Raw genomic sequence first — 25,080 nt, forward strand, 5'->3', positions numbered from 1 at the left:
GGCTTGCGCTCGGCCAATCAAGCCTAACGCGATATTTACCCCTTTGCGTCCATGGTCACCGCGCGAATTCGCCGCGAGGAAACCGACACTCATGAACGCCCCTTTCGATACCGCCAGTGCCATAGGCCCTAATGCGGCAACCCAGCCTGCACCCGACCATCAGGTCGTGGTCGTCGGACTGGGCTATATTGGTCTGCCGACTGCCGCTGTTCTTGCAAGCCATGGCTGGAATGTGTGCGGGGTCGATGTATCTGAAAAGGTTGTCGAAACTGTCAATGCCGGAGGCGTCCATATCGAGGAACGCGATCTCGACCGGCTGGTGCGTGAAGCCATCGAATCCCAGCGCCTCACCGCCTCAACCGAAGTGCCTACCGCGCATTTCTACATGATTGCGGTGCCGACCCCTCTCAGTGACGAAAACACGCCCGACATCAGCTATGTCGAAGCCGCAGCCCGCGCGATTGCGCCCAAAATACTGCCCGGGGCCTGCGTGATCGTTGAAAGCACATCGCCGGTCGGTACGACGGAAAGAGTCGGGCAGATCATTGCCGAGGCGCGTCCCGATCTGCAGGTCCCGGTCTACGGATCTCAGCAGGGCGGCGATATTGCGCTCGCTTACTGTCCCGAACGCGTTCTGCCGGGCAAGATCGTGCGCGAACTCGTTCACAATGACCGCGTAATCGGTGGCATCACACCTGATTGCGCCAAACGTGCAGCCGCCCTTTATTCGAGCTTTGTCGAAGGCGATTGCCTTATCACCAATGCCCGCGTTGCCGAGACGGTCAAACTCACCGAAAACAGCTACCGCGACGTAAATATCGCATTTGCCAATGAACTCAGCGTGATTGCCGATGATCTGGGGGTCGATGTCTGGGATGTCATTGCGCTCGCAAACCGGCACCCGCGAGTCAACATTCTACAGCCCGGCCCAGGGGTCGGGGGGCATTGCATCGCGGTCGATCCGTGGTTTCTTGTTTCTAGCTCTCCGAAGGCTGCGCGGCTCATCCGCACAGCGCGCGAAGTGAACGACTTCAAGGCAACCTATACCGAGCGGCGGATCCGCGGTCTGCTGGATGCTGTTCCCGGCGGAAAGGTTGCCCTGCTTGGCTTGGCATTCAAGCCGGATATCGACGACTTCCGCGAAAGCCCTGCCCTCGAAATCGCCCTGAGCCTTGCCAAGACACGCGGTCAGCGCATTCTGGTGGTTGAGCCATTTGCAGATGATCTGCCAAAGGGCTTTGCCGGGACCGGGGCGCAACTGGTGCAACTTGACGAAGCGCTCGCCACCGCTGAAGTCATCGTTGTGCTTGTCGATCATACAGCCTTCAAACACCTGCTCCCGGCGGACCTCGCGGGCAAGTTGGTCTTCGACACGCGCGGAATGCTCAAGGAATGAGCCCGCCGGGCGGGAAACCGCGTATTCTTGTGACCTTCGGGACCAGACCTGAAGCGATCAAGATGTCCCCGGTCGTCGCGGCCCTTCGCGCCTCGAACGCATTCGATGTGAAAGTCGCCGTTACGGCCCAACACAGGGAAATGCTCGATCAGGTGCTTGAACTTGCGGATATCACGCCGGATATCGACCTCGACCTGATGGAGCCGGGACAGAGCCTGGATGCCCTTTCCTCAAGGATCATCACGCGATTTGGGCAAGCGCTCGATACAGCGCAGCCCGACCGAGTTCTGGTACATGGCGACACTCTGACCACCATGATGGCGACGCTCGCCTGTTACTTCCGCCGCATCCCCGTCGGCCATGTCGAGGCAGGGCTTCGCAGCGGCAACATCTACTCGCCATGGCCAGAGGAAGTGAACCGCAAGGTAACGGGCGCGGTGGCCGATCTGCACTTTGCTCCGACCAGTTCGGCAGCCGACGCGCTTCGTGCAGAAAATGTCGCTGAGAGCACAATTCACGTTACCGGAAACACTGTTATCGACGCGCTGTTGGAAACCAGAGCCAAGATCAGGGTCAACCCCGCACTCGCCCCGATCGTCGGGCATCTCGCAGCAAGGTTCGAGGGCCGCCGGATCATCTGCGTCACGGCCCACCGGCGGGAGAACTTTGGCGATGGCATGAAGCAGATCGCAGCAGCGCTAACCAAGTTGGCATCACGCGGCGACGTAGCGATCATTTATCCGGTCCACCCTAACCCCAACGTGGCTGACGTGATGAAATCGAGCCTCGGTGATATTCCTAACATCGCTCTGATCGATCCGCTCGACTATCCGAATTTCGTCGCGATGATGGAGCTAAGCGAGATTGTGCTCACCGATTCCGGGGGCATTCAGGAAGAAGCCCCAAGCCTCGGGAAACCTGTGCTGGTTATGCGGGACACGACAGAGCGCCCGGAAGGTGTAGAGGCAGGGACTGCAAAGCTTGTCGGCGCAAACACGCAGCGCATCGTCGCGGAAGCTTCAGCCCTGCTTGACGATGGCGCGCAATACAACGCCATGGCGCAGGCCCATAACCCCTATGGTGACGGCCTCGCCAGCAAGAAGATTGCCGACATCGTCGCGGACCGCCACGCACACGGCTAGCGCGCCTTTGGCATTAACCGGCCGCGCAAGAGCAATACGTAGAAGGTGGCGGCAGCAATGATCGCTGCACTCGCGCCCAAATCTCCGACCCAGTTCAACTTGAGCGGGCCATAGAGCAATGCATCCATCGCATGCAGCGAGATTATCCGCATCGCGACAATCACCAACATCACCGCACAACTGGTGGCTGCGATCGCCACCGCGCGGTCGCGTCGTCCGACGATTTTGCGCATCGTGAGATAGGCTCCGCCAAAAGCTACAAGGAGGCAAATGACCAAAGCGGCTGCAATGAACGGGCCCTGCATCTCGCGTCTCGCGGCGAAGATTTGGCTGGCCTTGAGCAATTCGCGCAGATCCGCTCTGATCGCGTCTTCAAGCAGCAGCAGACGTGAGAGGATCAGCAATGCAAAGATCACCGCGATCGCGATCCAGATGCGACCGTGCAGCGGATTTTGACGCGCCTTGCGTGCTTCGATGTACGAAAGAACACAAGCGCTGATCACCACGGCATACAGGCAAGCGGCGAGCATGCTCAGGATCGACGGCGTTTCAGCCACGCTTACCACCCACATTCGAGGCATCGGCGATCACAGGTATCGTGGGCTTCATATTCCGGTCTCGCGAAACTTCTACGATTGGCGTCACGCGATAGAGGGTCTGCCTCAATGCGCAAGCGCACCATGGATTTCGATCGCCAATCTTGCCGACGCGCTGATGCCGGTCCGGTGGTCATTTCTTCGCATTATTTATGGTTTTTGCCGTCTCGATTCGAGACATTCGGCTTACGGATCACCGCCTTCGCCCCGCGGCAAAGCGGTTGCACATCCCAAGGCCGCGGTCTAAGGGGAAGACCTTAGTTAGGGGGAATTTGTGACTTTGCAAAAATCATTCAGCAAACGCCTCGGAGCAGTCACCGTCGTGGCTTCTGTCGCTCTTGCGGGCTGTGCATCCACGCCTGAGCCGATCATTGGACCGGCTTCGACACAGGCGCGCACCGATCTTGGTCAGGCTGGTTACTCTTACACTCGCGCAACCACGTATATGCTGCGCCCCTCGGACAAGATTTCGGTGAACGTTTTCCGCGAACCGGACCTGTCGATTGAGAATGTGCGCCTTGGCGTCGATGGGGCGGTTTCACTGCCCATGCTCGGCACGATCCCGGCTTCCGGCATGACCGCAAAACAGTTCGAGGAAGACGTCTCTCGCCGTCTTCTCGCTGCGGGCCTCCGTTCACCGATGGTCAGTGTGAATATCGCTGAATACGCATCGCACCTCGTGACGGTCGAAGGCGCGGTCGAAGAACCCGGCGTTTTCGCGTTCCAGCCCGGCTCGCGTCTCTCCGCCGCGATTGCGATGGCCAAGGGACCGACCAACGTCGCGAAGAAAGAACAAGTGGCTGTTTTCCGTGAAAGCCCGGAAGGCATCATGATCGCCAAGTTCGATTACGAACAGGTGAGCCAGGGCACCATGCTTGACCCCGTGCTCCAGCCGGGCGACCGCGTGGTTATGGGCACGAACGGCCTGTCCGTATTCTACCAAAACCTGCTGCAGGCACTGCCCGCATTTGGCGTCTTCGGTGTCGCTGCAGTCCGGTAATTGATGTAAGAAATGAACGACCGCTCTATTATCGACCCGTCCGAACCGGATGGCCGTGGCACTTGGCTTGAGACCTATCTGCCTGAACACCAGATGGTCCCGGCTGAGCCGCGTCAGCAGCTTATCAGCCTGGCGACGGTGCGTGGCATCCTTTTCCGGCAACGGTGGCTTCTGGTCGGTGTGATCCTGTCGGCGTTGACCGTCGGCCTGATCATGACACTGCTGTCAACGCCGATGTATCAAGCCACCGCCAAGGTCAGCGTCGAGCCATATGGCGCCTTCATTCTTGAAGGTCAGGATGTCGAGCAGGGGATCGCCAGCAACCAGGTCGGCGAATTCCTCGCAACGCAAGTCGAGCTGATCAAGAGCCGCAGCATCGCAGAGGTGGTCGTTAAGGAGCGGAACCTCGGCGAGCGCTACGACCTGCTTGGACAGGATATCGACCAGCGCCGCTCACCTGACATGACCGATGAGCAATGGCTCGAGGCCAAGGAAGCGATAGCGACGTCCATTCTTGTCCGGGGCGTTACATCGGAAATTCCTGCGACGAGCTGGGTCATCCCGATCGGATTTCGCTCGGACAATCCAACTCTCGCGGCAGAGATGGCCAACGCCTATGCAGATGCGTTCATTTCGTCCGAAACCCGCGAAACTATCGAGGGTAATGAATACGCGATCGAATATCTGCGCGACCAGATCGAAATCGTTCGTGGCCGACTGGAAGAAGCAGAGCGTAGCGCTAACACCTACGCAAGAAACACCGGCATCGTGGTGCAGCCGGTCACTTCTGCTGACGGTTTGACTCAGTCGAATTCCACACTCACCAACGTCAATCTCGCAAGCATCAACCAGCGTTTCGCCGATGCGCGCGCAGCCCGTATCGCTGCTGAGCAGAAATGGCGTTCGATGGAAGGCCTGCCCGCAGCGCAGCTTCCCGAGGTTCAAAACAACCCTGTCCTGCAGGGCCTCATCACGAACCGTACCGGCAAGCTCGCGGAATTGGCCGAATTGCGTCAGCGTTACAGTGACGAATTCCCTCAGATCCAGAACCTGATCGCGCAGATCGAAATCCTCGACGCGCAGATTGAGCGCAGCAGTGCGGATATTAAATCGACCGTACGCAACGCCTACATAGTCGCGCGCAATCAGGAGCAAGCGCTTCAAGCTGAACTGGGATCGCTTTCGAGCAGTTCGATGGCTGAGCAGGACGAGATGGTTCAGCTGGGCGCGCTTGAACGTGAAGCGAACGCGCTGCGTGAACAGCTTCAATCGCTGCTTGCACGTTTTAACCAGATCAGCAGTGCGGCAACTGCCAATAGCGGCACGATGACCAAGATCGAAAGTGCGCTCGTACCCGGCAGACCGTATGCGCCCAGCCTGATCCAGAACCTCGGGCTTTCGCTCGTTCTGGGTATTGGCCTTGCTGCCGGTCTCGCGGTACTTCGCGAGATGTTCGACGACCGCGTCCGGTCGCTTGATGAGGTAGAGCAGAAAATCGACCTGCCGCTTATCGGGCATACCCCGCACGTGGATGAGCGAGACATCGATTCCGAAAGTTCGAACAACTTCACTTCGCTGATGGAGGCCTATGCGTCGATCAAGGCAGCGATCGAGTTCTCCCTTCCTCGCAGTCGTAACGTCCTCCAGCTGACATCGACACACGAGTCCGAGGGTAAGTCGACCACCGCGGTTGTGCTTGCCGAACTGTTTGCCCGCTCAGGGCGCCGGACGCTTCTCATTGATGCCGATCTTCGCCGCCCATCGGTTGCGACCCTGCTTGAGCTTGAACGGCCCAAGGTAGGCCTCGTCGAAGTGCTCATGGGCCACGCCACTCTCGAGGAGACAGTCGTCAAAGGCGTACATGACAATCTCGAAGTTCTGCCCATCGGGGCGATCCCGCCCAATCCGGCCGAGATCCTTTCCTCGGACGAAATGGTCCAGTTCATCGAGAAGGTCCGCCACGAATATTCGCTGGTCCTGTTCGATTCATGCCCGGTTCTGGGGCTCGCTGACGCTCCAACGCTGGCGCGCAACGTCGACGGCACGATCTTCGTTCTCGAAGCGAACAAGGTACCGTTCGCGCAGGCTCGCAACGCGGTGAAGCGCTTGCGCTCAGCGGGAGCAAATGTGCTCGGTCTGATCCTGACCAAGTACCGCGCGCTCGAGGCTGGCCAAGGCTACGGTTACCAGTACAACTATTACGAGTACGGTTCGGACAAGTAGAGCTTGCCTCGTGATGGTTGCGGCTGGCCAAGCCCCCTCCGTTCGCCATCCAAGCAAAGCATTTGCGCCAGAGGTCTTGGAAGATTGATCCCGTGACCCAAGTCAGGCCCTTCACGCTGATAATTCCGGCGCATAACGAAGAAGCTGTCATCGCCCGTTGCCTTGCAACAGCGACTGACAGCATGGCGCCCGGCGACCCAATGGAGGTTATCGTCGCGGCCAATGGCTGCACCGACGGCACAGTTGCAATTGCCAAGGCGAGCGCTCCCTCTGCGCAGGTTCTGGCTCTTCCGGAGGGCTCCAAGACAGGCGCGATCAACGCCGCTCTTCGCATCGCCAGCCATGCGCCGGTTATCATTCTCGATGCTGACGTTGAATGCAATCACACGTCTCTGGCTGCGCTTGCCGACGCGCTGCATGCCCCAGGGGTGATGACTGCGGCTCCCGCCATCAGGCTCAACCTCGATCGATGCAACTGGTTCGTGAAAGCCTATTATCGGGCGTGGGCGCAGCAGCCCTACGCCAAGGCCGGCAAGGGCGGCGCAGGTTGTTATGGCCTTTCCCGGGCTGCGATTGATCAGATTGGCGAGTTTCCGCCGATAATCGGTGACGATATCTGGATCCACACCCGATTTGCCGATGACACCAAGCGCATGATTACCCAAACGCCTCTAGGCGATCCGGTGTTTTCAATCGTCCGCCCTCCGCGCACCGCCTCTCAACAAATCAAGGTCGAGGCGCGCAGGCAGATCGGCAACAGCGAGGTCCGGCAAAACCATCCAAGTTCATTCATGACCAGTCTCGCAGGTCAGCAGGGATTGAGCGTGGCGCTTCGTTCGGGAGCATCGCCGATTGACCTAGCTGTCTTCTACTCGATGAAAGTGCTCGCGCGGCTTCAGGCCCGCCTTGATGCGTGGCGGGGCCGGGGCGCCTCATGGACCCGCGACCTCACTTCCAGGCAAGCATGAGTGACGCAGCATATGGCCCCCTCATCTCACTCAAAATCTGCCAGCGAAGAACCGTCGATCAGCGTTCTGGTTGTCGCCTACAATTCTACCGACGTGATCGACGCTTGCCTCCGATCAATTGAACCTGCCAGCATCAACCAAAGTTTCGAAGTCCTGTTCGTAGACAATGGCGACGGGTCGACCGAAGCTCAGGTGAAAGACACATTTCCCTGGGTTCGCATCGTGCCCAGTCAGGGCAATGTCGGCTTTGCTGCGGGAAACAACCTGCTCGCATCGCAGGCAAGGGGCGAATATCTGCTCCTACTCAATCCGGATGCCGAACTTGAGGCAGGCGCGCTCGACGCGCTCATGGAGGGCGCCCGCAAGCACAATGAGGCAGCTGCATGGGGTGGGGTTACTCTCAACCGGGATGCGCAGCCCGATCTCAGCAACACCGTTTGCCTGCCCTCCCTTGGCGAGATGGCAAGCCGCGTCATCGGTCGATCAAGTGCTGCTGGCGCGATCCATCAGGACTTTACGCGCGACACCCGTGTCGAGGTCCTAAGCGGCAGCTTTGTCATGTTCTCGCGCAGCGCTTGGGACGAGGTCGCTGGCCTCGATGCGAGCTACTTCCTCTACAGCGAGGAAGTCGACCTGTTCTATCGGCTTGGCCAGAGAGGCTACAGCTTCTGGCGAATTGGCAAAGCGCGAGGCTATCATGACCTTGGTCATGGCGAACCGCTTTCCGAGATGCGGTTGCTCTATCGCGCTGCGGGAACCATGCAGTTTGCGCGTTTGCACTGGAGAAAGCTGGACCAGGTGCTTGCATTTCTTCTGCTGTGGGCTGGAGCCTGGCAGCGTTACCTCGTTGGGCTGCTGATTGGCCGATGGAAACCACACTATCGTCTTGTTGGGACGAGCCATCGCTCTATCGCATTGCGACCTTGGCTTTGGCGGCATGGCTATCACCCTGAAAAAGGCCTTCTCGCCCGAACTCGTATCCATAGAGACTGAGCGCCGAACTACCGACGATCTCAAGCTAGGCTCTCGCGGGGGGTCTTCGTGCAGGAGGCGCGCCTTCTGCCGGATGCGGCTTCCAAATCATTACACGGCGTCCCGCTGGCCGCGCCTGTCGCTGAGTGTACGTGCCAAGCGAGACTGCTATCCCGACCAGCATGAAGTACCATGCAAGAGTGGTGAGCCAGAGCGAAACCGAGTTCAAGCCAAGTGAAAATACGCCGAGAGATATTGCGACGCCCCGGAGCAGGCGCGCATCTGCGGCCGCCATCTGCCGTGACTTCCAGGCGACCGTCCCGATCGCCAGCATGGCTGCCCCAAGGATAAAAACGGTTGCAGGAATGCCGAAGCGCAGCGCCACGATAAGCCAGAACCAGTCGAATGAATCAGAGTGCATCCAGTCGGGTCGGTCCCAATCCGCATAACCGATGCCGAACCACGGATTTTCGGCAACGTTCTGAGAACCGTACTTCCAGATCAGGACACGGTTGTACGCCGACACCGAATTCAGCGAGGCGTAACGAACAAGGAGACCATAAAAGCCCGTGTTGCTTGAAAGCTCGATGACCACATAAGCGAGTCCAGTAAAGGACAGAAACAATCGCCAAGTAAGATTGAAAAACCGTTCCGTCAGCCAGTCATATCCATACATAGCCAGGCCGACGACAAGCCCCAAAAGCGCAGCAGAGCTCATCGTAAATGCTGCGAACATCGATCCAACCCAGCCGAGAAACTTTGGCAGGCCTCGAAGGCCGGAAAGCATGTAAATCGGGACAAAGCTTGCAAGGAAAATACCTGCAAGGATCGGGTGCGGGAATGACGCCATTCCTCGCATGAAGCCTAACCGCACGTCGGCACGCACCGGGCCCGGATTGCCCGTCACAGCAGAAGCAATAGACTGAACAATATGCTGGTGGGTGACCGCCTCTGCAAAAACCATCACGCCCGTAAATGCCACACCCGGCGCGGCAAGGATCAGGAAACGGCGAAGATCGGTCGGGGATTGAATTGTCGCCCTGGCAAGGAAATAGGCTAGACCGATATCGACAAGGTGAGAGCCCCCCTGAACCATCGCGGTCGTTAGCAGTCCACTGGTCATATAGGAGGCGAGTGTGATCCAAATGATGGAAAGGATCAAAAACACGTCGGGCCACACAAAGCGCAGATTCTTGCTGAGGGCGCTCGTCATCAGGTAGATCGTCGCACCGAGCAGAAAAATGCGGTATGGCGAGAGGTAGAAGCTGCCTAGTGTGATGTTGAATTGCTGAGGCACGAGAATGAGATAGAGGAGCACCGTCGCCAGGCCGACTCTGACCACGCTGCTGCGATCCGGCTTTTGCGCAAAGGCAACTTGCCGGCGAACCGGCAACGGCTGGCGAATTCTTTGAGTGTTGTTCATACGTCTTTGCGGATGAGCCCGCCCCGGTTTCCCTCAAACCTCAACAACATGCTAGACGACCAAGACATTGCCGTAAGCCGTTAGTCCGACTGGCTAGCACCGTTAGCGAAGCCATTCCACTCCAAGATGTGCGAGCGTTTCTTCAGGGGACATGCAATCCCTGTGAATTTAACTGCAAGTCAAGAAACAACTTTCCTACATGTAACCTATTTGGTTATCAATCAGACTTCTGATCAATGGAAAGGTTCGCAATGTCCGACGAATTTGAGTCCGCCGCCCAAACCGCCCTTACTCCAAGCGAGAATGCTTTCCCCGTTATTCCAAACGACACGACACCGCTCGCCAGCGTACCGAAGTACCTCTATGTAGGCAGCGCAGGAAACGTAACCCTCCGGGCAATGGATGCGGCGACCGATGTGGTGTTCGAGAACGTTCCGGCAGGGGGATACATTTACGTAAGAGCCAGCCATGTCCGGGCCTCCGGTACGACTGCCACGTCTATCGTGGCCTGCGCCTAATGCTCGCGCGAATGATTGCGGCTGGCCAAGTCCAGCTCGGTGGCGGCTCAAATCCGACACCCCCGCCGCCGCCTCCGCCACCTCCTCCACCGCCAACAAACGCCGATTTCGTGGTGGCTTCAGATGCGGAGTGGGACGCCGTTTTCGCAAATGACGCGCTGACCCTCTCGGGAAAAACAGTGGAGGTGAGCGGAAGCAATTTTACCCAGCGCATCATATCTGATCTCGACATGGAGGCTGCTGGTGCCCCGCTCGTGATACGAGGCGCCGATGGGTCCGCCAGCATTCCCTCAATCCTTTTGAACGGGACCGTACGCGGGATCGATTTTTCCTCGCTGAACTTTCAGATGACGGGATGGCCGAGCGACCACAGTGCCTGCTTGATGCTTGGGACCGGCAGGTTCGGGAAGCTTCGATTTCTCAACGGCACCACTTTCCGCCACGGCTACGGTCCGGATCAGAACGATTTTGAGACGGCCGCTGAGCTCCCTGAATATGAGCGGATCGATAACGTCACCACTGCTACGTCCGAGAGCACAACCCATCCACTCATCTGGCAGGATCCAAGTGCTCCGACAGGGTGGATCGAGTTTTTCAACCGAGGCAACGGGGCCGTGCATGTGAAAGTGGGCGCATCCAACGTCACCGCGAGTACCTTCGACATCGAATGTGCGCCTGGCGCCCGTATACGCCTCAACTCACTTGACCCCGACGTAGACACTCACTTCGCGATTATTGCGCCATCAGGTGCGAGCGAGGTGAATGCCCGAACCGAAATCGGACTGTCGGAATATCTGGCCAATGCACTGCGCCAAACGGGCGGGGCAGTGCTAGAAGACATCGAATTTCGCAACTGCCTGTTTAGGGATCTCAGCAATGCAGCAAAGGGCCTTCGGCCAACGGTAGGCTGCATCATGATGGATTGTGATTTCGATCGCATTTATCAGGACATCATCGCGCTCGCTCCAGAGCCTGATGTGCCAATCCATATCCTGAGGAACATCGAAAGCCTGCCCTTCGCCCGGACTGGCATTGCAGAAGAATTGAACGGCGATGCCCGCGACCCGCATGGCGACCAGTTCCAGATGTTCGAGAACAGCGCATCTGGCACCGTGGGACCCGTCTACTACGCTGGCAATCGCATCCGCCTTACGCCGCGCCGCCAAGGCATCCGGAGCCAGGGCATCTTCGTATCCGATAATGACTTTGACCCAAGCTTCACCGACCTATTCTTCATCTCGACGATGCAGATCGGCGGTTCCGGTCGCGCACTCTCGCTTGGCGAAGAGGGAACAAGCTTCAAGGTTCGCGATGCCTTCATCTATGGGGTAACGGCATTCGACGGATCGAATCCCAGCTCCGACCTTCCCTTCATCTCGGTCGATCATGACGGCGACGGCACGGTCTACGTTGCCAATTGCATTGCGACCGAGCTGCGCGTCACCGATGCCGACTGGCAGAGACAGGATAACCTCATTTTGTCCGATGCTCAGCTGCGTGACGCCGTGTTCCCGAACCTTGATAGCTTGCCCCTCGCCTATGAACGAGCAGAGATCGAGGCTGCAATGGTCTCCGCCGCAGAAGGAGAAGGGTTAGGCGCAATCGCCACTTCTGATGCCATCGACTGGACCACGAGCGACCATGTCTCCGTAATCAGGTGGGAAAATTTGCCGAGCGGAGCGCACTGGAGTGCCGTTGAAAACCAGCAGGCCGATAGCCTCATCGCGCTTCCTCTACGCAAGATCCTCAATCGCCGCGCGTCGCAAAGCGTGGTCATTGCCAGCGGAACAGAGTGGCGTTCCGTTTCAAGCGACGGCACGACCGAGATTCAGGCTTGGACCAACAGTAATGGCACAATCGAGCCGGATCAGTACATTCAAGTGCGCGGTCGAAGCGCAACTATGGACGGAGGCAAGGTCACCGTCTCGGTCGCCATCAATGGCTTTACACAGGAGGCGAGCATAACGTCCGCCTCCGTCCCCTCCGAATTTCTGACACAAGGAGATCCTATCGGATACTTTCAAGATCCAGCGGGCGTGCCGGCTGGTACCTCAAGAATCACTGCTCGCGGTCAGTTCAATGTTCCGTTTGATTTCGTACAAGGGGTCAAGCTGTTCGCTCAGGTCAGCACCGGATGCGACCTCACACTTCAGCCTGATGGCTCGCTCAAAGCCACAATCGAGGATGGGGCAGGAGCCAAGACGCTAACCAACTTCGAAGTTGTGCCAGCAGGTTTCTTCACTCCCGACACGTGGCACACGGTCGAGTTTGATGTCGACCAGGCCGCGCGCGAAGTGAGGGTCGTCCTCAATGGCTCTGTCTTCACCACCGCGTTTGCTTTCTCTGGCAACAGCGTTTTCCAGTCCACTCGTGCGTTCTTGTTTGCGGCAAGCGCGAATGGCAACACGCCGCTCCCGACCGGCACCCGAATGGCAAACCTGTCCGTCGACATGGACGGAGCTCGACACAAGACGATTGGTAACACTGCGAATGAAGCAAATGCCGACCCGTGGAAACGGGCCGGAAATTTCGCGTGATCGGCGAACCGTAGCTGCGATCGGAGGGCCTCAGGAAAAGAAGACTGGACAATCGAATCGCCAAGCGACACTCCGCAATTTTTGGCCAAACATGTTCCAGGCCGATGACTGCCGAAGGACAATTTCACCGAACATGAACGCACTCATGCGACACGAATGGGGCGGTTGATGCAGGCGGTGCTTCGCAAACTGGAGCAACACTCGGCTGCCCTTTCCTCGCTTGCAATCCGCGGCGCGTCAGTCTTGGCTGGTTTTGCGGTGACAATTATGATCGGCAGCTCAATGGGAGCCGCCGCAACCGGGCAGTTCGCTCTTACCGCTCAGACTGCGATCTTCCTTGCCGTAATCGGACTATTGGGCCTCGACGTAGGCGTGGTGCGTCATTTCGCGAAAACGCTCGCGTCTGGCGCACCACTGGCACTCGCTACAGTTTTGAGAGTTTGTACGCTCGGGTTCACGTTCATGGCTGCGATTGGCCTTATCCTGTTGCTGGCGGGCGATCTTGTCTGGCTGCCTCTATTCGGTGACGTCGTCCCACGTGAATTCCTGATCGTCCTTTGCGCCCTGCTCGTCGCGCGAGGTGGCGTCCAGCTTCTAGGGGCCTTGCTGCGCTCACAACATCGCTTCACTAGTGGGCAATTCGTCGCCGCCTTAGCAATCCCCGCGTCCACAGCGTTTGCGCTGGTCACTGGAATTGCAGATTCAGTCGAGGACGCGTTGTGGGCGGCGTCTGCGGGTGGGTTTGTCGCGATGGTATTTGCCGCAATCACCTTTCGTCGCCACGTCAGGCGCAGCGTAGAAGCGCTGGACATATCGCTAAAAACTGTACTGACGTCTTCGATCCCGCTCTGGGGCGTCGCAATGGCGACCAATATTGGCGACTGGTATGGACTGGCTGTCGCAGCAAGCATGCTGGGGGCAGCGGAAGCGGGGTACTATCGTGTCGCGGCTCAGATCGCAGCTGTGCTCCAGATCATCTCAGTTGCGCTTTTCGCGGTCTATTCGGCCAAAATCAGCACCGCCTATCACGCAGACGATACCGAGCTTGTTGCGCGCCTCGCGCGTTCTGCGGTTCGGCTTAGCACAGCCGCCGCCTTACCTGCCTCGATCATCTTGCTGATAGCCAGCGAACCCTTGCTACAACTGATTGGCGATGAGTTCATTGCAGCAAGGTCGCTCGTTTACATTCTGGTCGTAGGGCAACTTGCTTTCACCTTGACCGGTCCGTGCGGTCTCGTGCTTGCAATGTCCGGCCACGAGAAGATAAATCTCATCATCACGGTCGCCGGCACCTTGCTCCTGCTCGCCTGCGTTCCAGCCGCTGCAGCCTATGCCGGATTAGAAGGTATCGCGGTGTGTATTTCCGCGATCATGCTGTTACGCAACATCCTGGCTTACATGATCGTGCGCTACAAACTCGGTATCGGCATTTGGACAGGCACCGTGCGCGCTAGCTCAATGGACTGAATTCGATGACGCTACTGCTCCACCCAGGGTTTCACAAAACCGCGACGAGTTGGCTCCAGAGTACTGTCTTCGCCGAGAAGCGGCTGTTCCGCTCACTAATGACACATGAGGAAATTGATGATCTCCTAGTGCGGCCGCACGATTTTTGGTTCGACGCCAAGCAAGCAAGCGCCAAGATCTCCGCATTGAGAAGCGATCCTAAGCCTGGCGTCGTGGATGTGATCTCGTCTGAGATCCTTTCGGGAAATATCCTCCTAGGCTCCAGAGATAGCGCGCAATTGGCAGCAAGGCTTGCGGCGACATGCGGTGAGGCAAAGGTTGTTCTGACCGTACGCGCTCAGAAACCGATGGCCCGTTCGGTTTATCAGCAATACGTCAAGCGCGGCGGACGCTTGAAAATTGAGGAATTCCTGAGGTTTGCGCCGGAGCCTGGCTATTTCTGGTTCGACCCGGCTACGCTCGAATTCCACAAGGTTGCCGAGGCGTATGCGGCGTATTTCGGGCGAGAGAACGTGATGGTCCTCCCGCAGGAATTATTGATCAGTAATCGTCCTCAGTATCTCAGACTGATGTTTGATTATGTCGGACTTGAAGAATCAGTGGCTGAGCACGAGCTGGCGAAAGCTCCGGCAAGCAGCATCAGTCCTCCGCTCAGCGGCGCCCCTCTGCTGCGCATTGCCAATTCGATCGGTCAGAGCCCTTTCAACCCGCGATCGCGAAGCCGCATAGCACCTCTCGGAAAGTTGATCGAAAGGGTGGGCTATCGCTGGACCTTGGGCGAAGCCAAAGCAAAGCAAAGAGCCGACGCCGCATTGGACGCGGAACTCTCTAACCGGTTCGGAAAATCAAATGCGATCCTCCAGCGATTTTGCCCTGTCGATCTGAAAAAATTGCGGTACGAAATGGACGACTGACCCCCGGGTCAGCACAGCATCTGCAGCGCCAAATAGAGGTTGATGTTGCACCGCAGAAATGCAAGACGATCCGCAGCCATTCAGGGGCTGGCTAGGGATTTGGGATGACCTTTTTGACTGCAATGGACCCGCAGACGGGCTTCGTCGATCGGTCAGCAGCGCACAAGATCGGTCTCGAGCATAGAGAGGCCTATAATGCTGGTGAGCCCTTCCCGCACATCATGATCGATGATTTTCTCCCGCCGGAGATCATCGCGAAATGCCTCGAACACTTTCATCACGGCGGCGGCGAAGCTGCGAGCTACAGTCGCCCGCAGGAAAAACAGAAGCACGAGTATCGCCCGGACGAAATGCATCCGGAGCTTCGTCAGCTATTCTATTCATTCAATTCTCTGCCCTTCATCAAAGTGCTTGAGAACATCACCGGTATCGAAGGTCTGATCCCCGATCCCTATTTCAGGGGTGCCGGTTTTCATGAGATCCGCAATGGCGGGCATTTATCGGTTCATGCCGACTTCAACCACCATGTAAGTATGAATTTGGAGCGGCGGATAAATCTCTTGATTTACCTCAACGCCGACTGGAAGCCGGAATATGGCGGCCAGCTGGAGTTGTGGGCAAACGACATGTCCAGGTGCCACCATTCGATCGTCCCGATGATCAACCGCGCGGTCATTTTCAACACGACCTCGTTCAGCAATCACGGCAATCCGAACCCGGTCAATCACCCGGACGGCATCTCGCGCAAATCGATAGCGCTCTATTACTATACGTCCACTTGGGACGAGACTAAGCGCTCCCACACAACTCAGTTTCGCGCGCGCCCCAAAACTGAAGACAAGATCGACTGGGCGGTCAAAGGCCGCGAGCTTGCCGCCGACCTAATACCGCCCATCATTCAGCGTGGACTGCGCTCGCTAAAGGCGAAAAAATCAAACTGATCGGGCTCGCACCCTCAACGAAAACGGAAACTAGACATCATGTTGGGAAGAATCGGCACCTCGCGCGATATCCAGGCCTCTGTGCTTGGCCCGATCGTCCGCAAGGCGATCAAGATCACAGACAAATTCTCCAAGCATTCGGCCGATTACCTCGTTCGCAGCGAGGCGACCGAGCGACCGAACTATGCCTATTGCATGCTGGTCGCCGCGCGGCTTGCCAAGAGCCTCGGTATGGACCGCATCTCCGCAATCGAGATTGGCGTTGCTGGCGGAAATGGCCTGGCCTTCATGGTCGAGTTTGCCGAGCGCGTTAAGGCTGACACCGGCGTTACGATCGAATGTATCGGCTTCGACACCGGCGAGGGCATGCCGCCTCCGGAATCCGAAAAGGACCTTCCTTACTGGTTTCAAGCAAGCCAATATCGGATGGATGTCGACGCGCTCAAAAAGCGCTTGCCCGAAGCGCGATTGGTGCTGGGTAATGTGAAAGAGACGATCCCGGCCTTCTTCGAAGATTTCGACGCCGCTCCGATTGGTGCAATCTTCAATGACACCGACTATTTCTCATCGACCCGCGATTCACTCTCGATGTTCGATCACGCTGTGTCGCACCCGGAACGGTTTCTCCCGCGCATTCCGATGTACTTTGACGACATCCTTGGTTCGACCATCGAAATGTACGGCCCGTTCAACGGACAGCTGGCTGCCATCACCGAGTACAATGAGCGCTCCGAGAATGTGAAGGTTCACCTCAACCAGAACCTCCTCTCGCTCAATCACGTCAAGTATCGCTACCAGATCTATTACGCTCACCTGTTCGCTCACCCGCGCTACAATGAGTATATCGGGAATGACGAGCAGCTAGTCCTCGAGGACAAGCTGAAGCTGCGCTAATTCAGTTGTCCGCCACGAGCGAGGCGGACAACCATCCCGGCCATGCTCTTGAAGCTGCGCGCCAGACCGAACCGGCGTGAATTGCGTGCGAGCTCTAGATTGCGAAAACGCGGCGTTCGCTTGCCCAACGCCATCATCGCAAAGAGCCGGGACCAGACGAAACCTTTGCGCTGGGCCTGATAGGGCTGCATCACTTTCATCGCTTCGGTGGTAGTGGGCTCGGTTTCGATGGCTCCGGCATCGACCAGCGTATTGATCAGCCTTTCGCCTTTTGCCGTTCGAGTAAGGATAAGGCTGCGTCCTGGGCGCTCCTCGAAATGCGCCTTTCCGCTTTCGTCGGAGTGCCAACCGTCGGCGCACACTATGTCTGCAAACTCGCCGATCCCGTCAGGACAGATCTTGCAGCGGAACTGCAGATGCTTGTTCAGGATCCCGCCCCAGCTGCTGTCATAATCCATCTTCAGCTTGCGCCCATCGGAGAGCTCGGCGGTCGCATAGCCTGGCCAGCCATCACCGCGGTATCGGAAGGCGACCACATCCGTCTCATCTTCAACACCCAGCGCACCCAACAGCGCCGAAGTTCCGCGATAGCTCGGCACGCCGGCGCACATGAAGGCGATCATGTAAGGCACCCTCTCATTTACGCGAGGATCGTGTCGCGCGAGCTGGCGAAGCCCTGCGACATCGCATGGCTTGCCAACGAAGGCGAAACGCTCACTGCCGTCCAGTCGCTTGCCAATATCCTCAAGTGGTGAAGAGGGCGCGTAGCGTGAACCGGCCGACTGAAACACGTCTTCTCGCCCCGTACTGATTTTCAGGGCGTTGCGAATTGGCGAACTTTCCGAAACCGAGGTTTGCACCACGTAGTCGATCTGCCGGGTTTCCAGCAGGTATTTCAGAACTGCCGAAAGTCCGCCCCCTGAAGAAGCGTTTTGTCGAAGCGCAACATCAGTGCTCCAACCGAGGCGCACCTTGATAAGCGGCCCCCAAATCTCGTGATACTCTGCCTCATGCGCGGTCTTATCGTGCCTGATGTTGGCACCAGGACAAGCCTGATCGATCCGGCGTTTCTGGTCTTCGCTCGGTTCATGTTGAAGAACGGGGCGTCGAAAGCCCTCCAGCGAGTTTTCCATCACAATTGCGGGATCGTTGGGATCGCTGATGCCAGCGCAAAGGCCGCAACCCGCGCAAAGCCCGTTCGCCTTAATCGTATCGATATCAAACACGGTTCGCGACCAGCTCCGAAATGCGAGTGTCGAGATAGTCACGATACACGCCGAGCCGCTTCTGCGCCTCTGCGTTGGCTGCAACGGCCTCTGCGCGGACGCGCGGTAGATCTGCCAACGCCGCCTCGAGCTTGCCGAGCACTTCTTCGTTGCTCTGCTTGGTGAGGTCGGCATTCCACCTGTAATTCAATGATCCATAAAGCCCATTGAACTTACGGCTAAAAGCGAGCGGAATGACGGCCGTATTCGAAGAGATCGCTGCAATCGTCGCATGCATTCGGCTGCCCAACAGCAGGTCCAGCGCAGCAATGTACGACTTCGCATCCGAAGGTCCGTTGAAACGGGGTGGGACGATCGCTTCTGGGAAACGACGCTGAAGTTCCAGCGCCATATCGTAGTCGTCGTCATATGCCCGCGATTGGATCAAAACATGCGGGACGAGATGGACCTCGTAGCGCTCGTCGCTCGAGAGTCTTTGCAGGATACTGTCGACCAATTCCTTGTAGTTTGCGGCCAGCCTGATGTTGTCGGTCGGCACATCGCCATGACGGTAAAGATAGGCCGAGACATTGAGGCCAACCTTGATGTTGCCGCCGGATAGGTCGCGGGATTCCTTGTCAGCCGGCGTTTCGAACGGAAGCGCGAATGCGACATCGGTTGTGAGCGAAGATTTGCCAGCGACGTCCATTTCCTCAAGCAATGCATAAGACATCTCGTCACGCGCCCAAACATGGTTGGAAATTTGCATGACCGCTTTCGCCCCCACGCGAGCGCGTTTGGAAAAAAAGGGTCCGATGGTTTGGGGGCTAAGAACAAGTGGAACGCCCGCCATCTTGGTAGCAACCTTGATTCCAAGGATCAGGTTGTAGCGAGCCCACGGATAGATATCCGAAAAGCTGTCGCCTGCACCAATATCGAATGCAATGTCACAGCTTCGGATGGCGCGGTGCAGATCAGAAAATGGATTAGCGAGGGCTTTATAGCCGATATTGGTGAAGTCGTGCTCATGCGCGCATTCAGAGCCGTAATCGAGCTCTCCGCGCGGGCCAATGACACGGAAGACAGGGCGATAGCCAGCCTTCTCCACGGCCTGGGCAATGAGACTTGAATTGGCAATCGTGAGCGCACCGACCCCGAGATTTTCGGAGAAGAAGGTGTGCCACAGCAGGCCGATAGTCAGGGTGGGCCTGTCATCTGAACCCTCAGCCGGGTCGCCGCCCGTTAGTGTCTGTCGGTTGTTCACTATGCAGATTGGCCTTTGAAAGATTAGGCTGATGCTATCCGATGCTCAGCGCGCCAAGCGGCTTGGCAAATCGGCAGCGGAAGGGTCGGTATCGCGGATCTGGCGCTCGGTTTCGTCAGCGTCGAGGAAGCGGCCATAGGGGCCAACTTCGATACCTTCGCGGATAATCTGTGCCGGATTTCCAGCCACGATTGAACGTGCGGGCACATCCCTTGTCACCACGCTGCCTGCACCGATCACGCAATTGTCGCCGATGGTCACGCCCGGCATGATCAAGCTCTCGCCACCAAGAAAACAATTCTTGCCGACGTGAGTATGCACGTAGAGCCCTCGAGTTCTGTCATGCGTCAGAATTCGCGCGTTGAAGGCGACGTATGTGCACTCACCGATATGCACGCCCTTGGGGAAGGTCATGTCCATTTTCGCACTGAGAGACATCTCCACCGTGGGGTGGATGTCCATCTTCATCACGCCGCGGAAGAAACGAAGCCGGGCCTTGGTGAGGACGTTTCTTAGCGCTGAAAGCCTGAGGATGCTCACCCAAGGGTCTCCCTTTTGCCTGCTGATGCCTTGAAGTTGCGGCTTGTCCCATAACCCTCTTAGGTGCAATCCCGCCACCATCAATTTTCGGGCGTTTTCATTGAACAGCACACGCACAATAGCGCTGGCTTGCACCATCCTCGCTTTAGCAGCGGTGGCGCTCCTTTGGGCAGAGATACCTGCGTGGAGATTTGGCGGGACCGAGCCACTTGCTACAGGGTCTGTTGCGTATTCACAGGATGCACTGACATGCCCCGGCGGGGGCGAACACATCGCGATCTACGGTGACAGCCATGTTGTCGGTGGGCGCATGGCGCAATTTGGCGGAGAGAGTGGCCCAGCATATGGACGGGTACTTGAAGCAGAACTAAGAGGTGGAGCCACGGTTTCTCTTCACGGGGTCGGGGGGCACACCGCGCCAATGGGCGAGAGCCGGTGGAACATCGGCGATAGCAAGGCGGACCTCGTACTGATCGCCTACGGCACAAACGACGCTGCTCCACGCGGCTGGCTTCGGTCGAAAAAGCCTGTCGCTCTGTCCGATTTCACGGCTGCGATGGAACGGCTGGCATCGACCGCGAGTGAGACTGAACGCCAGGTCGTATTTCTCGCGCCTCCCCCAGCGGGGAGCTCCGCGATTATGCAGCGACTACAACCCTATCGCGAAGCACTGCGCGATCTTGGCCGGCAGCTTGATTCTCCTGTCCTCGATCCCGCCGATGCGTTTGCCGCTTGCGAAAGTTCACAGCCGCTCCTGATATATGATGCCCTGCACATGACCGCTTCGGGACATCGCTGCCTGGGTGAATGGCTCGCAGCCCGGCTTTGCAATGCCCCAAATTGAAACTGTGCTGACGGGGTAGAGAGTGAGAGCTGCACTGGTCAAAGTGACGCAATTCGCGCATGAACGGGCAAGGAAGCGGCAATCACACTCAGCCGGTCAGTTAGCATGAGAGACGCACGGCAATCGCGACACACATGACCGATACCGCATCAGTCGACCTTTTTCTGACCCGTACAGTGCGCGCTGTCCGACAGTGCGAGCAAGCAGCATGGGTCTTCACGGACCAGATCGATTGGCACGATGTTTGGCTGCGGATCGAGTATCACGGGATCGCGTTCTTGCTCCACGACACCTTGGCGCAACTGGTCGATTGGCCGAGCGCGCTGATCGAGCGGATCGCCGAAGAAGCACGCTTGATCACGCTCTGGGAGGCGACCCATCACAAGCTCGTTTCGAGAGCGGTTCGCGAATTGGCAGAGCAAGACGTGGTCTCCGTCATGCTGAAAGGCACCGCGCTCGCCTATTCCCTGCATGCTGAACCAGCAATCCGCAGGCGCGGAGACACCGATTTGCTGGTCCGCCCCGAAGATCTCGGCCAAACGCGCGAGGTGCTTGCAAGGCTCGGCTGGGAACGCAGGGTAGAACCGCATGGACTTTATTTTCAAGAGGGTTGGACGCACGAAGCAGCGGGCTTTTTCGTCCATTCGATCGACCTTCACTGGAAACCCGTTGACCGCCCGGTCCTTCACGATGTGCTGCCGCTGGAGATGGTCTTCCAGGGCAAAATACCTCTGCCGCGATTTGATGAGACAGCCTTCCGGCCAGACACCGTCACCATGCTCTTGAACGCAGTCATCAATCAGAAATGGCACGCTGAAAATGGCTACTTTTCCGAGGACGGCAGGGTTTCGAGCCAGCGGCGCTTGATCTGGTCGATCGACTTCGACCTGATGGCGCGGTCGATGCAGGACGCCGACTGGGCCACCCTGACCGATCATTGCGTGGCTGAAGGAATTGCCCCGCTGGTGGCAGAGGCACTGATCGGAGTGAGCCGGGATTTGGGGACACCTCTCCCGCGATTGGTGGAGACGAGACTGAAAGCTGCGAAGCTCGCGCCCGATCTGGAGGCTTACTTCAATGACCATGACACGTTGGCGCAATTCAGACTCGATCTCAGTCATACCAGAGGCGCAGGTTCGAAGGCGAAGCTGCTGCTGTCTCGCGCCTTCCCGCCACGCAGGCATCTTATGGAAAGATACCCTGAGGCGCGAGGCTGGCCGACCATCGCCTTGCAAGGGCGCATGCTAATTGAGACCGCGGCGCGCCTTGTTCGCCAGAGACCGTCGCGATGAGTTTCGGATTCTGGCTCCAGTGGGCACGAAGATTTCGAGGGCAGCTGACGCTGATCAGCGTTCTCACGTTGCTCAGTTCCGGGGCAACCCTCGCCGTTCCGTGGCTTGCCGCGCGAGTCCTTGGCGGGGTGATCTCGGCCGAACAAGTCTCCGACATCGATGTGGGGCAAGTCCTCACCTTGCTGGTAGCCGCCCTGGTTGCCCTCACCGCGCTCAACGTTGCGGCAGCTATTCTGTCAGAGCGCGCATCGACGCGGATCCTTACCGAGCTTCGCATCAAGATTTACAACCACGTCCAGATGCTGCGGCTTGGCTTTCATGATGATGCACGCCGGGGCGATGTGCTCGCACTTACATCCTACGAGGTTGGCAACCTTAGCGACTTTCTGGCGGGCACCATCGCAAATGCGCCTGCCATGATCCTCACGGCTGCGGGTGCGATCATCATCCTGTTCGCAATCGACCCGGTGATGGCCGCGATTGTTCCCCTACTCATTCCGGCATTCTACATCCTTGTCAGGCTGTCAGGCAGGCGTCTGCGCCGATTGTCGAGCGAGGTGCGTGCAGCAGAGGTCGAACTCATTACGCTTGCGGAGCGCGACCTTGAGATGCTTCCCGCAATCAAAGCATTCGCGACGGAAGAACAGCACCAAACCGAATTCGCTGCTGCAGCTGACAGGTCTCGGCGTCTCGCAGTCCGGCAGGCGCAATGGAGCGTCGCAATTGGGCCCGTCATGGCACTGGTCGCGGCGCTCGCGGCGATTGCTGTTCTCGTGTTCGGCAGTGAACAACTCCTCGAAGCAGATCGCTCTCCCAGCGATCTGTTCGCCTTTCTGTTTTATGCGGCGCTTCTCACGCAACCCGCTGGCGCGCTCGCCAAGATGTATGGCTCCTATCAAATGGCCCGCGGAACGTTGGCTCGGCTGGAGGCGGTGCTCGATCATGAGCCTGAGCCGGGTTATCAGGGCGGGAAAGGGTTAGAGCGGGCCAGGGGCGCCATTCAGTTCCATCAAGTCGGCTTCGGCTATTCGGGTCGTCCGAGACTTTTCAGCGAATTCAATTTCGAAGTGAAGCCGGGCGAAATCGTGGCTCTTACGGGCGAGAACGGCGTTGGGAAGTCTACCTTGATCCGCCTGCTGCTGCGTTTCTACGAACCGCTATCAGGGTCAATTACGCTCGATGGGATTCCCATCAGCGACTATCAGGTTCAAGACTTGCGACGCCAGTTCGGTTACGTGCCACAGCGCGCCTTTCTCTTTAACGGCACGATTGCCGAGAACATCGTCTTCGGCCAGCCCGACCCAAACCCGAAAGAGGCCATCGATCGCGCAGCCAAACTCGCACAGGCGAGCGATTTCATCGCGTCGCTTCCTGATGGGGTTGAAACCGTTATCGGCGACAACGGCGTGCGCCTGTCGGGAGGGCAGCGCCAAAGGATCGCCCTTGCCCGCGCCCTCTACAGCCAACCGCCAATCCACATCCTCGATGAGGCGACGAGCATGTATGACATTGATGGCGAAGCGGCTTTCGTCGAGGAGTGCATAGGCTCACTGAAGGGGCGTACCGTCATCATCATTACTCATCGCCCGGCCAGCCTTGCGCTTGCCGACAGAGTTTTGAAGTTGGGAACGGACGGCCGCTTCGAGGTGGATCACTGAGCGACTTCAGGCGCCGCGCCTAAGCGGCGACAATCAGATCCTGATCTTTCAACTGCTTTGCGAGAGACAAGAGATCGGCTTCGATGCGGTCGCGGGGTGCATCGAATTCGGCCTCTACGCTATCGCACAATTGCGCAAGCTCGCGCGGACCTTCGGCAAGCAGTTCCCAGATGCGACCTCCAACTGGATCAAGCCCGAAATACTGTCCGCTCGATAGGTCGAGAAGAACCAATTCCCCGCCGACTTCGCGTGCAACCACGTCGGCAGAAACAGCAAAACGGTCGCTGAGTTGCATAAGCAATTCCAGTATCCCCCAAAGCATGAGCGCGAAGGCTCCAGCTACCTCTTCGTCAGGTTGTCCAGCACCGCTTTCCTGACACGCGGCAATTCCGAGTAGTCGCGCGTAAAGTCAAGCGTGTAGCAGGGGATGTCCTGAGACAGGTCAGCAAGCCGGCTGAAATGCGCGCGCAGGTTCGGTTTGTCTTCAACATCGAGGATGAAGGCGTTGGGCAAAAGCGCCGCGAGTGCTTCCTGCAAGCTGAACTGTCGAATGGAGAGATCAGCGCGCAAATCGGTACCAAGCACATAAATCTGTCGCAGCGGATGGGCGGCATCGGCAAAGGGCAAGCCTGCACCGGCGTCGACGTCCTGCTTGGTGTCGTCATTGTCGAACTGCGTATCGCTGCCCAAAAGGTGCCGCGCGCTATCGGCAAACAGCCGCAGCTTTGATCGCTTGGGCTGCAGCCAGTAACGGCCGTTTTCGTTCACCAGATCGATGACGTCTTCGGTCAGGAAAGGGTGTCCGGCCTGAGCGAACGAGCCTGCCAGCGTCGTTTTCCCGCTGCGAGAAAGGCCGAGAAAGGCGATCGCGCCGTCCTGAGCGCCCGATTGGTCTTCTGCGCGGGCAAAAACAGCGCTGCCGTGAAGGAACAGCCCGCCTGAATGATTGCCGAGAATTGGCTGAATCGCATTGTGGTACAGGTTGATCGTCGTCTTCGCTTCACATTGCGGTGCGGGCCACCCGGTCACGCGAAATCCGCTATCGACGCTTGGGCCTTGCTCAATCAGAAAATCGGCCTGCGAGGGGAAACGGATCAAATAGCCGCGCTCATCGCGATAGAACTCAGCCTGACAATGTCCGGTAGGAGACACCCAACGATCATATGGGTCTACAGGCAGTTCAACCTGCTCACGCGGACTTGCTGGCTCCCATTCCATTGCAATTAGCCTTTAGACACAAGTTCCACCCGTCGCCAACATCTGTGAGATTGTGTCGGTGTGGTGAT

Annotated in this window: 22 protein-coding genes; 15 read left to right on the top strand and 7 right to left on the bottom strand. The window is 57.9% G+C overall.

The window, feature by feature from the left end:
* Positions 1-91: 91 nt before the first annotated feature.
* Positions 92-1,396, top strand: coding sequence for a UDP-N-acetyl-D-mannosamine dehydrogenase (wecC, locus tag CD351_RS00475; RefSeq protein WP_234027168.1), 1,305 nt, complete (start codon positions 92-94; stop codon positions 1,394-1,396).
* Positions 1,393-2,538: a non-hydrolyzing UDP-N-acetylglucosamine 2-epimerase gene (gene wecB, locus CD351_RS00480; protein WP_111990810.1), complete on the top strand. Its 1,146-nt coding sequence runs from the start codon at positions 1,393-1,395 to the stop codon at positions 2,536-2,538. Before wecC ends, wecB begins: the two co-directional genes overlap by 4 nt.
* Here wecB and CD351_RS00485 read toward each other — a convergent pair.
* Complete coding sequence (locus CD351_RS00485) at positions 2,535-3,095, bottom strand: hypothetical protein (RefSeq protein ID WP_111990811.1); 561 nt, start codon at positions 3,093-3,095, stop codon at positions 2,535-2,537. The genes wecB and CD351_RS00485 overlap by 4 nt on opposite strands.
* Before the next feature lie 313 nt (positions 3,096-3,408).
* Between CD351_RS00485 and CD351_RS00495 the strand changes: the two genes are divergently transcribed.
* The 4 genes from CD351_RS00495 to CD351_RS00510 all read left to right on the top strand — a co-directional run bounded on the left by CD351_RS00495 (position 3,409) and on the right by CD351_RS00510 (position 8,318).
* Positions 3,409-4,134 (top strand): polysaccharide biosynthesis/export family protein, encoded by a 726-nt coding sequence (locus CD351_RS00495; RefSeq protein WP_234027169.1) that lies wholly within the window; start codon positions 3,409-3,411, stop codon positions 4,132-4,134.
* 12 nt (positions 4,135-4,146) lie between these two features.
* Positions 4,147-6,357, top strand: a complete 2,211-nt coding sequence (locus tag CD351_RS00500) for a polysaccharide biosynthesis tyrosine autokinase (protein ID WP_111990813.1) — start codon at positions 4,147-4,149, stop codon at positions 6,355-6,357.
* A 92-nt stretch (positions 6,358-6,449) separates the two neighbouring features.
* On the top strand, positions 6,450-7,325 hold the full coding sequence (locus tag CD351_RS00505) for a glycosyltransferase family 2 protein (protein ID WP_111990814.1): 876 nt from the start codon (positions 6,450-6,452) through the stop codon (positions 7,323-7,325).
* Between the two features lie 12 nt (positions 7,326-7,337).
* Positions 7,338-8,318, top strand: a complete 981-nt coding sequence (locus CD351_RS00510; protein WP_111990815.1) for a glycosyltransferase family 2 protein — start codon at positions 7,338-7,340, stop codon at positions 8,316-8,318.
* 25 nt (positions 8,319-8,343) lie between these two features.
* Here CD351_RS00510 and CD351_RS00515 read toward each other — a convergent pair whose 3' ends face one another.
* Positions 8,344-9,720: an O-antigen ligase gene (locus CD351_RS00515; RefSeq protein WP_111990816.1), complete on the bottom strand. Its 1,377-nt coding sequence runs from the start codon at positions 9,718-9,720 to the stop codon at positions 8,344-8,346.
* A gap of 236 nt (positions 9,721-9,956) precedes the next feature.
* Here CD351_RS00515 and CD351_RS00520 point away from each other — a divergent pair, with 236 nt between their 5' ends.
* From CD351_RS00520 to CD351_RS00545, 6 genes are all read left to right on the top strand, one after another.
* On the top strand, positions 9,957-10,238 hold the full coding sequence (locus tag CD351_RS00520; RefSeq protein WP_111990817.1) for a hypothetical protein: 282 nt from the start codon (positions 9,957-9,959) through the stop codon (positions 10,236-10,238).
* Positions 10,239-10,423: 185 nt separating this feature from the next.
* On the top strand, positions 10,424-12,775 hold the full coding sequence (locus CD351_RS00525; RefSeq protein WP_162627548.1) for a hypothetical protein: 2,352 nt from the start codon (positions 10,424-10,426) through the stop codon (positions 12,773-12,775).
* Between the two features lie 267 nt (positions 12,776-13,042).
* Positions 13,043-14,242, top strand: a complete 1,200-nt coding sequence (locus CD351_RS00530) for an MATE family efflux transporter (RefSeq protein WP_234027170.1) — start codon at positions 13,043-13,045, stop codon at positions 14,240-14,242.
* A gap of 5 nt (positions 14,243-14,247) precedes the next feature.
* Positions 14,248-15,156, top strand: coding sequence for a hypothetical protein (locus CD351_RS00535; protein ID WP_162627550.1), 909 nt, complete (start codon positions 14,248-14,250; stop codon positions 15,154-15,156).
* Between the two features lie 221 nt (positions 15,157-15,377).
* Positions 15,378-16,097 carry a 2OG-Fe(II) oxygenase gene (locus CD351_RS00540; protein WP_234027171.1) on the top strand — a complete coding sequence of 240 codons (720 nt, stop codon included), beginning with the start codon at positions 15,378-15,380 and terminating at the stop codon, positions 16,095-16,097.
* Between the two features lie 39 nt (positions 16,098-16,136).
* On the top strand, positions 16,137-16,991 hold the full coding sequence (locus CD351_RS00545) for a hypothetical protein (protein WP_111990822.1): 855 nt from the start codon (positions 16,137-16,139) through the stop codon (positions 16,989-16,991).
* Here CD351_RS00545 and CD351_RS00550 read toward each other — a convergent pair.
* The 3 genes from CD351_RS00550 to CD351_RS00560 are packed head-to-tail and all read right to left on the bottom strand — an operon-like array spanning position 16,988 to position 20,135.
* On the bottom strand, positions 16,988-18,259 hold the full coding sequence (locus CD351_RS00550) for a Coenzyme F420 hydrogenase/dehydrogenase, beta subunit C-terminal domain (protein WP_234027172.1): 1,272 nt from the start codon (positions 18,257-18,259) through the stop codon (positions 16,988-16,990). The two genes, CD351_RS00545 and CD351_RS00550, sit on opposite strands and share 4 nt — an antisense overlap.
* Complete coding sequence (locus tag CD351_RS00555) at positions 18,210-19,460, bottom strand: polysaccharide pyruvyl transferase family protein (RefSeq protein ID WP_111990824.1); 1,251 nt, start codon at positions 19,458-19,460, stop codon at positions 18,210-18,212. Before CD351_RS00555 ends, CD351_RS00550 begins: the two co-directional genes overlap by 50 nt.
* 45 nt (positions 19,461-19,505) lie before the next feature.
* Positions 19,506-20,135 (bottom strand): DapH/DapD/GlmU-related protein, encoded by a 630-nt coding sequence (locus CD351_RS00560; RefSeq protein WP_234027173.1) that lies wholly within the window; start codon positions 20,133-20,135, stop codon positions 19,506-19,508.
* A gap of 19 nt (positions 20,136-20,154) precedes the next feature.
* On the opposite strand from CD351_RS00560, the gene CD351_RS00565 reads away from it, so the two are divergent.
* From CD351_RS00565 to CD351_RS00575, 3 genes are all read left to right on the top strand, one after another.
* Positions 20,155-20,844 (top strand): SGNH/GDSL hydrolase family protein, encoded by a 690-nt coding sequence (locus CD351_RS00565; RefSeq protein ID WP_199797895.1) that lies wholly within the window; start codon positions 20,155-20,157, stop codon positions 20,842-20,844.
* A 134-nt stretch (positions 20,845-20,978) separates the two neighbouring features.
* Positions 20,979-22,136: a nucleotidyltransferase family protein gene (locus CD351_RS00570; protein ID WP_111990826.1), complete on the top strand. Its 1,158-nt coding sequence runs from the start codon at positions 20,979-20,981 to the stop codon at positions 22,134-22,136.
* The gene (locus tag CD351_RS00575) at positions 22,133-23,794 is read left to right on the top strand and encodes an ABC transporter ATP-binding protein (RefSeq protein WP_111990827.1); all 1,662 of its coding nucleotides are present in this window, start codon (positions 22,133-22,135) and stop codon (positions 23,792-23,794) included. Before CD351_RS00570 ends, CD351_RS00575 begins: the two co-directional genes overlap by 4 nt.
* A 19-nt stretch (positions 23,795-23,813) precedes the next feature.
* Here the strand turns inward: CD351_RS00575 and CD351_RS00580 are convergent, their stop codons facing one another.
* Both CD351_RS00580 and CD351_RS00585 read right to left on the bottom strand, forming a co-directional pair.
* Positions 23,814-24,089, bottom strand: coding sequence for a PqqD family protein (locus tag CD351_RS00580; protein WP_162627552.1), 276 nt, complete (start codon positions 24,087-24,089; stop codon positions 23,814-23,816).
* 44 nt (positions 24,090-24,133) lie between these two features.
* The gene (locus CD351_RS00585) at positions 24,134-25,012 is read right to left on the bottom strand and encodes a hypothetical protein (protein WP_111990829.1); all 879 of its coding nucleotides are present in this window, start codon (positions 25,010-25,012) and stop codon (positions 24,134-24,136) included.
* Positions 25,013-25,080: the final 68 nt, after the last annotated feature.

The organism is Erythrobacter sp. KY5 (genome assembly GCF_003264115.1).
Classification (GTDB): domain Bacteria; phylum Pseudomonadota; class Alphaproteobacteria; order Sphingomonadales; family Sphingomonadaceae; genus Erythrobacter.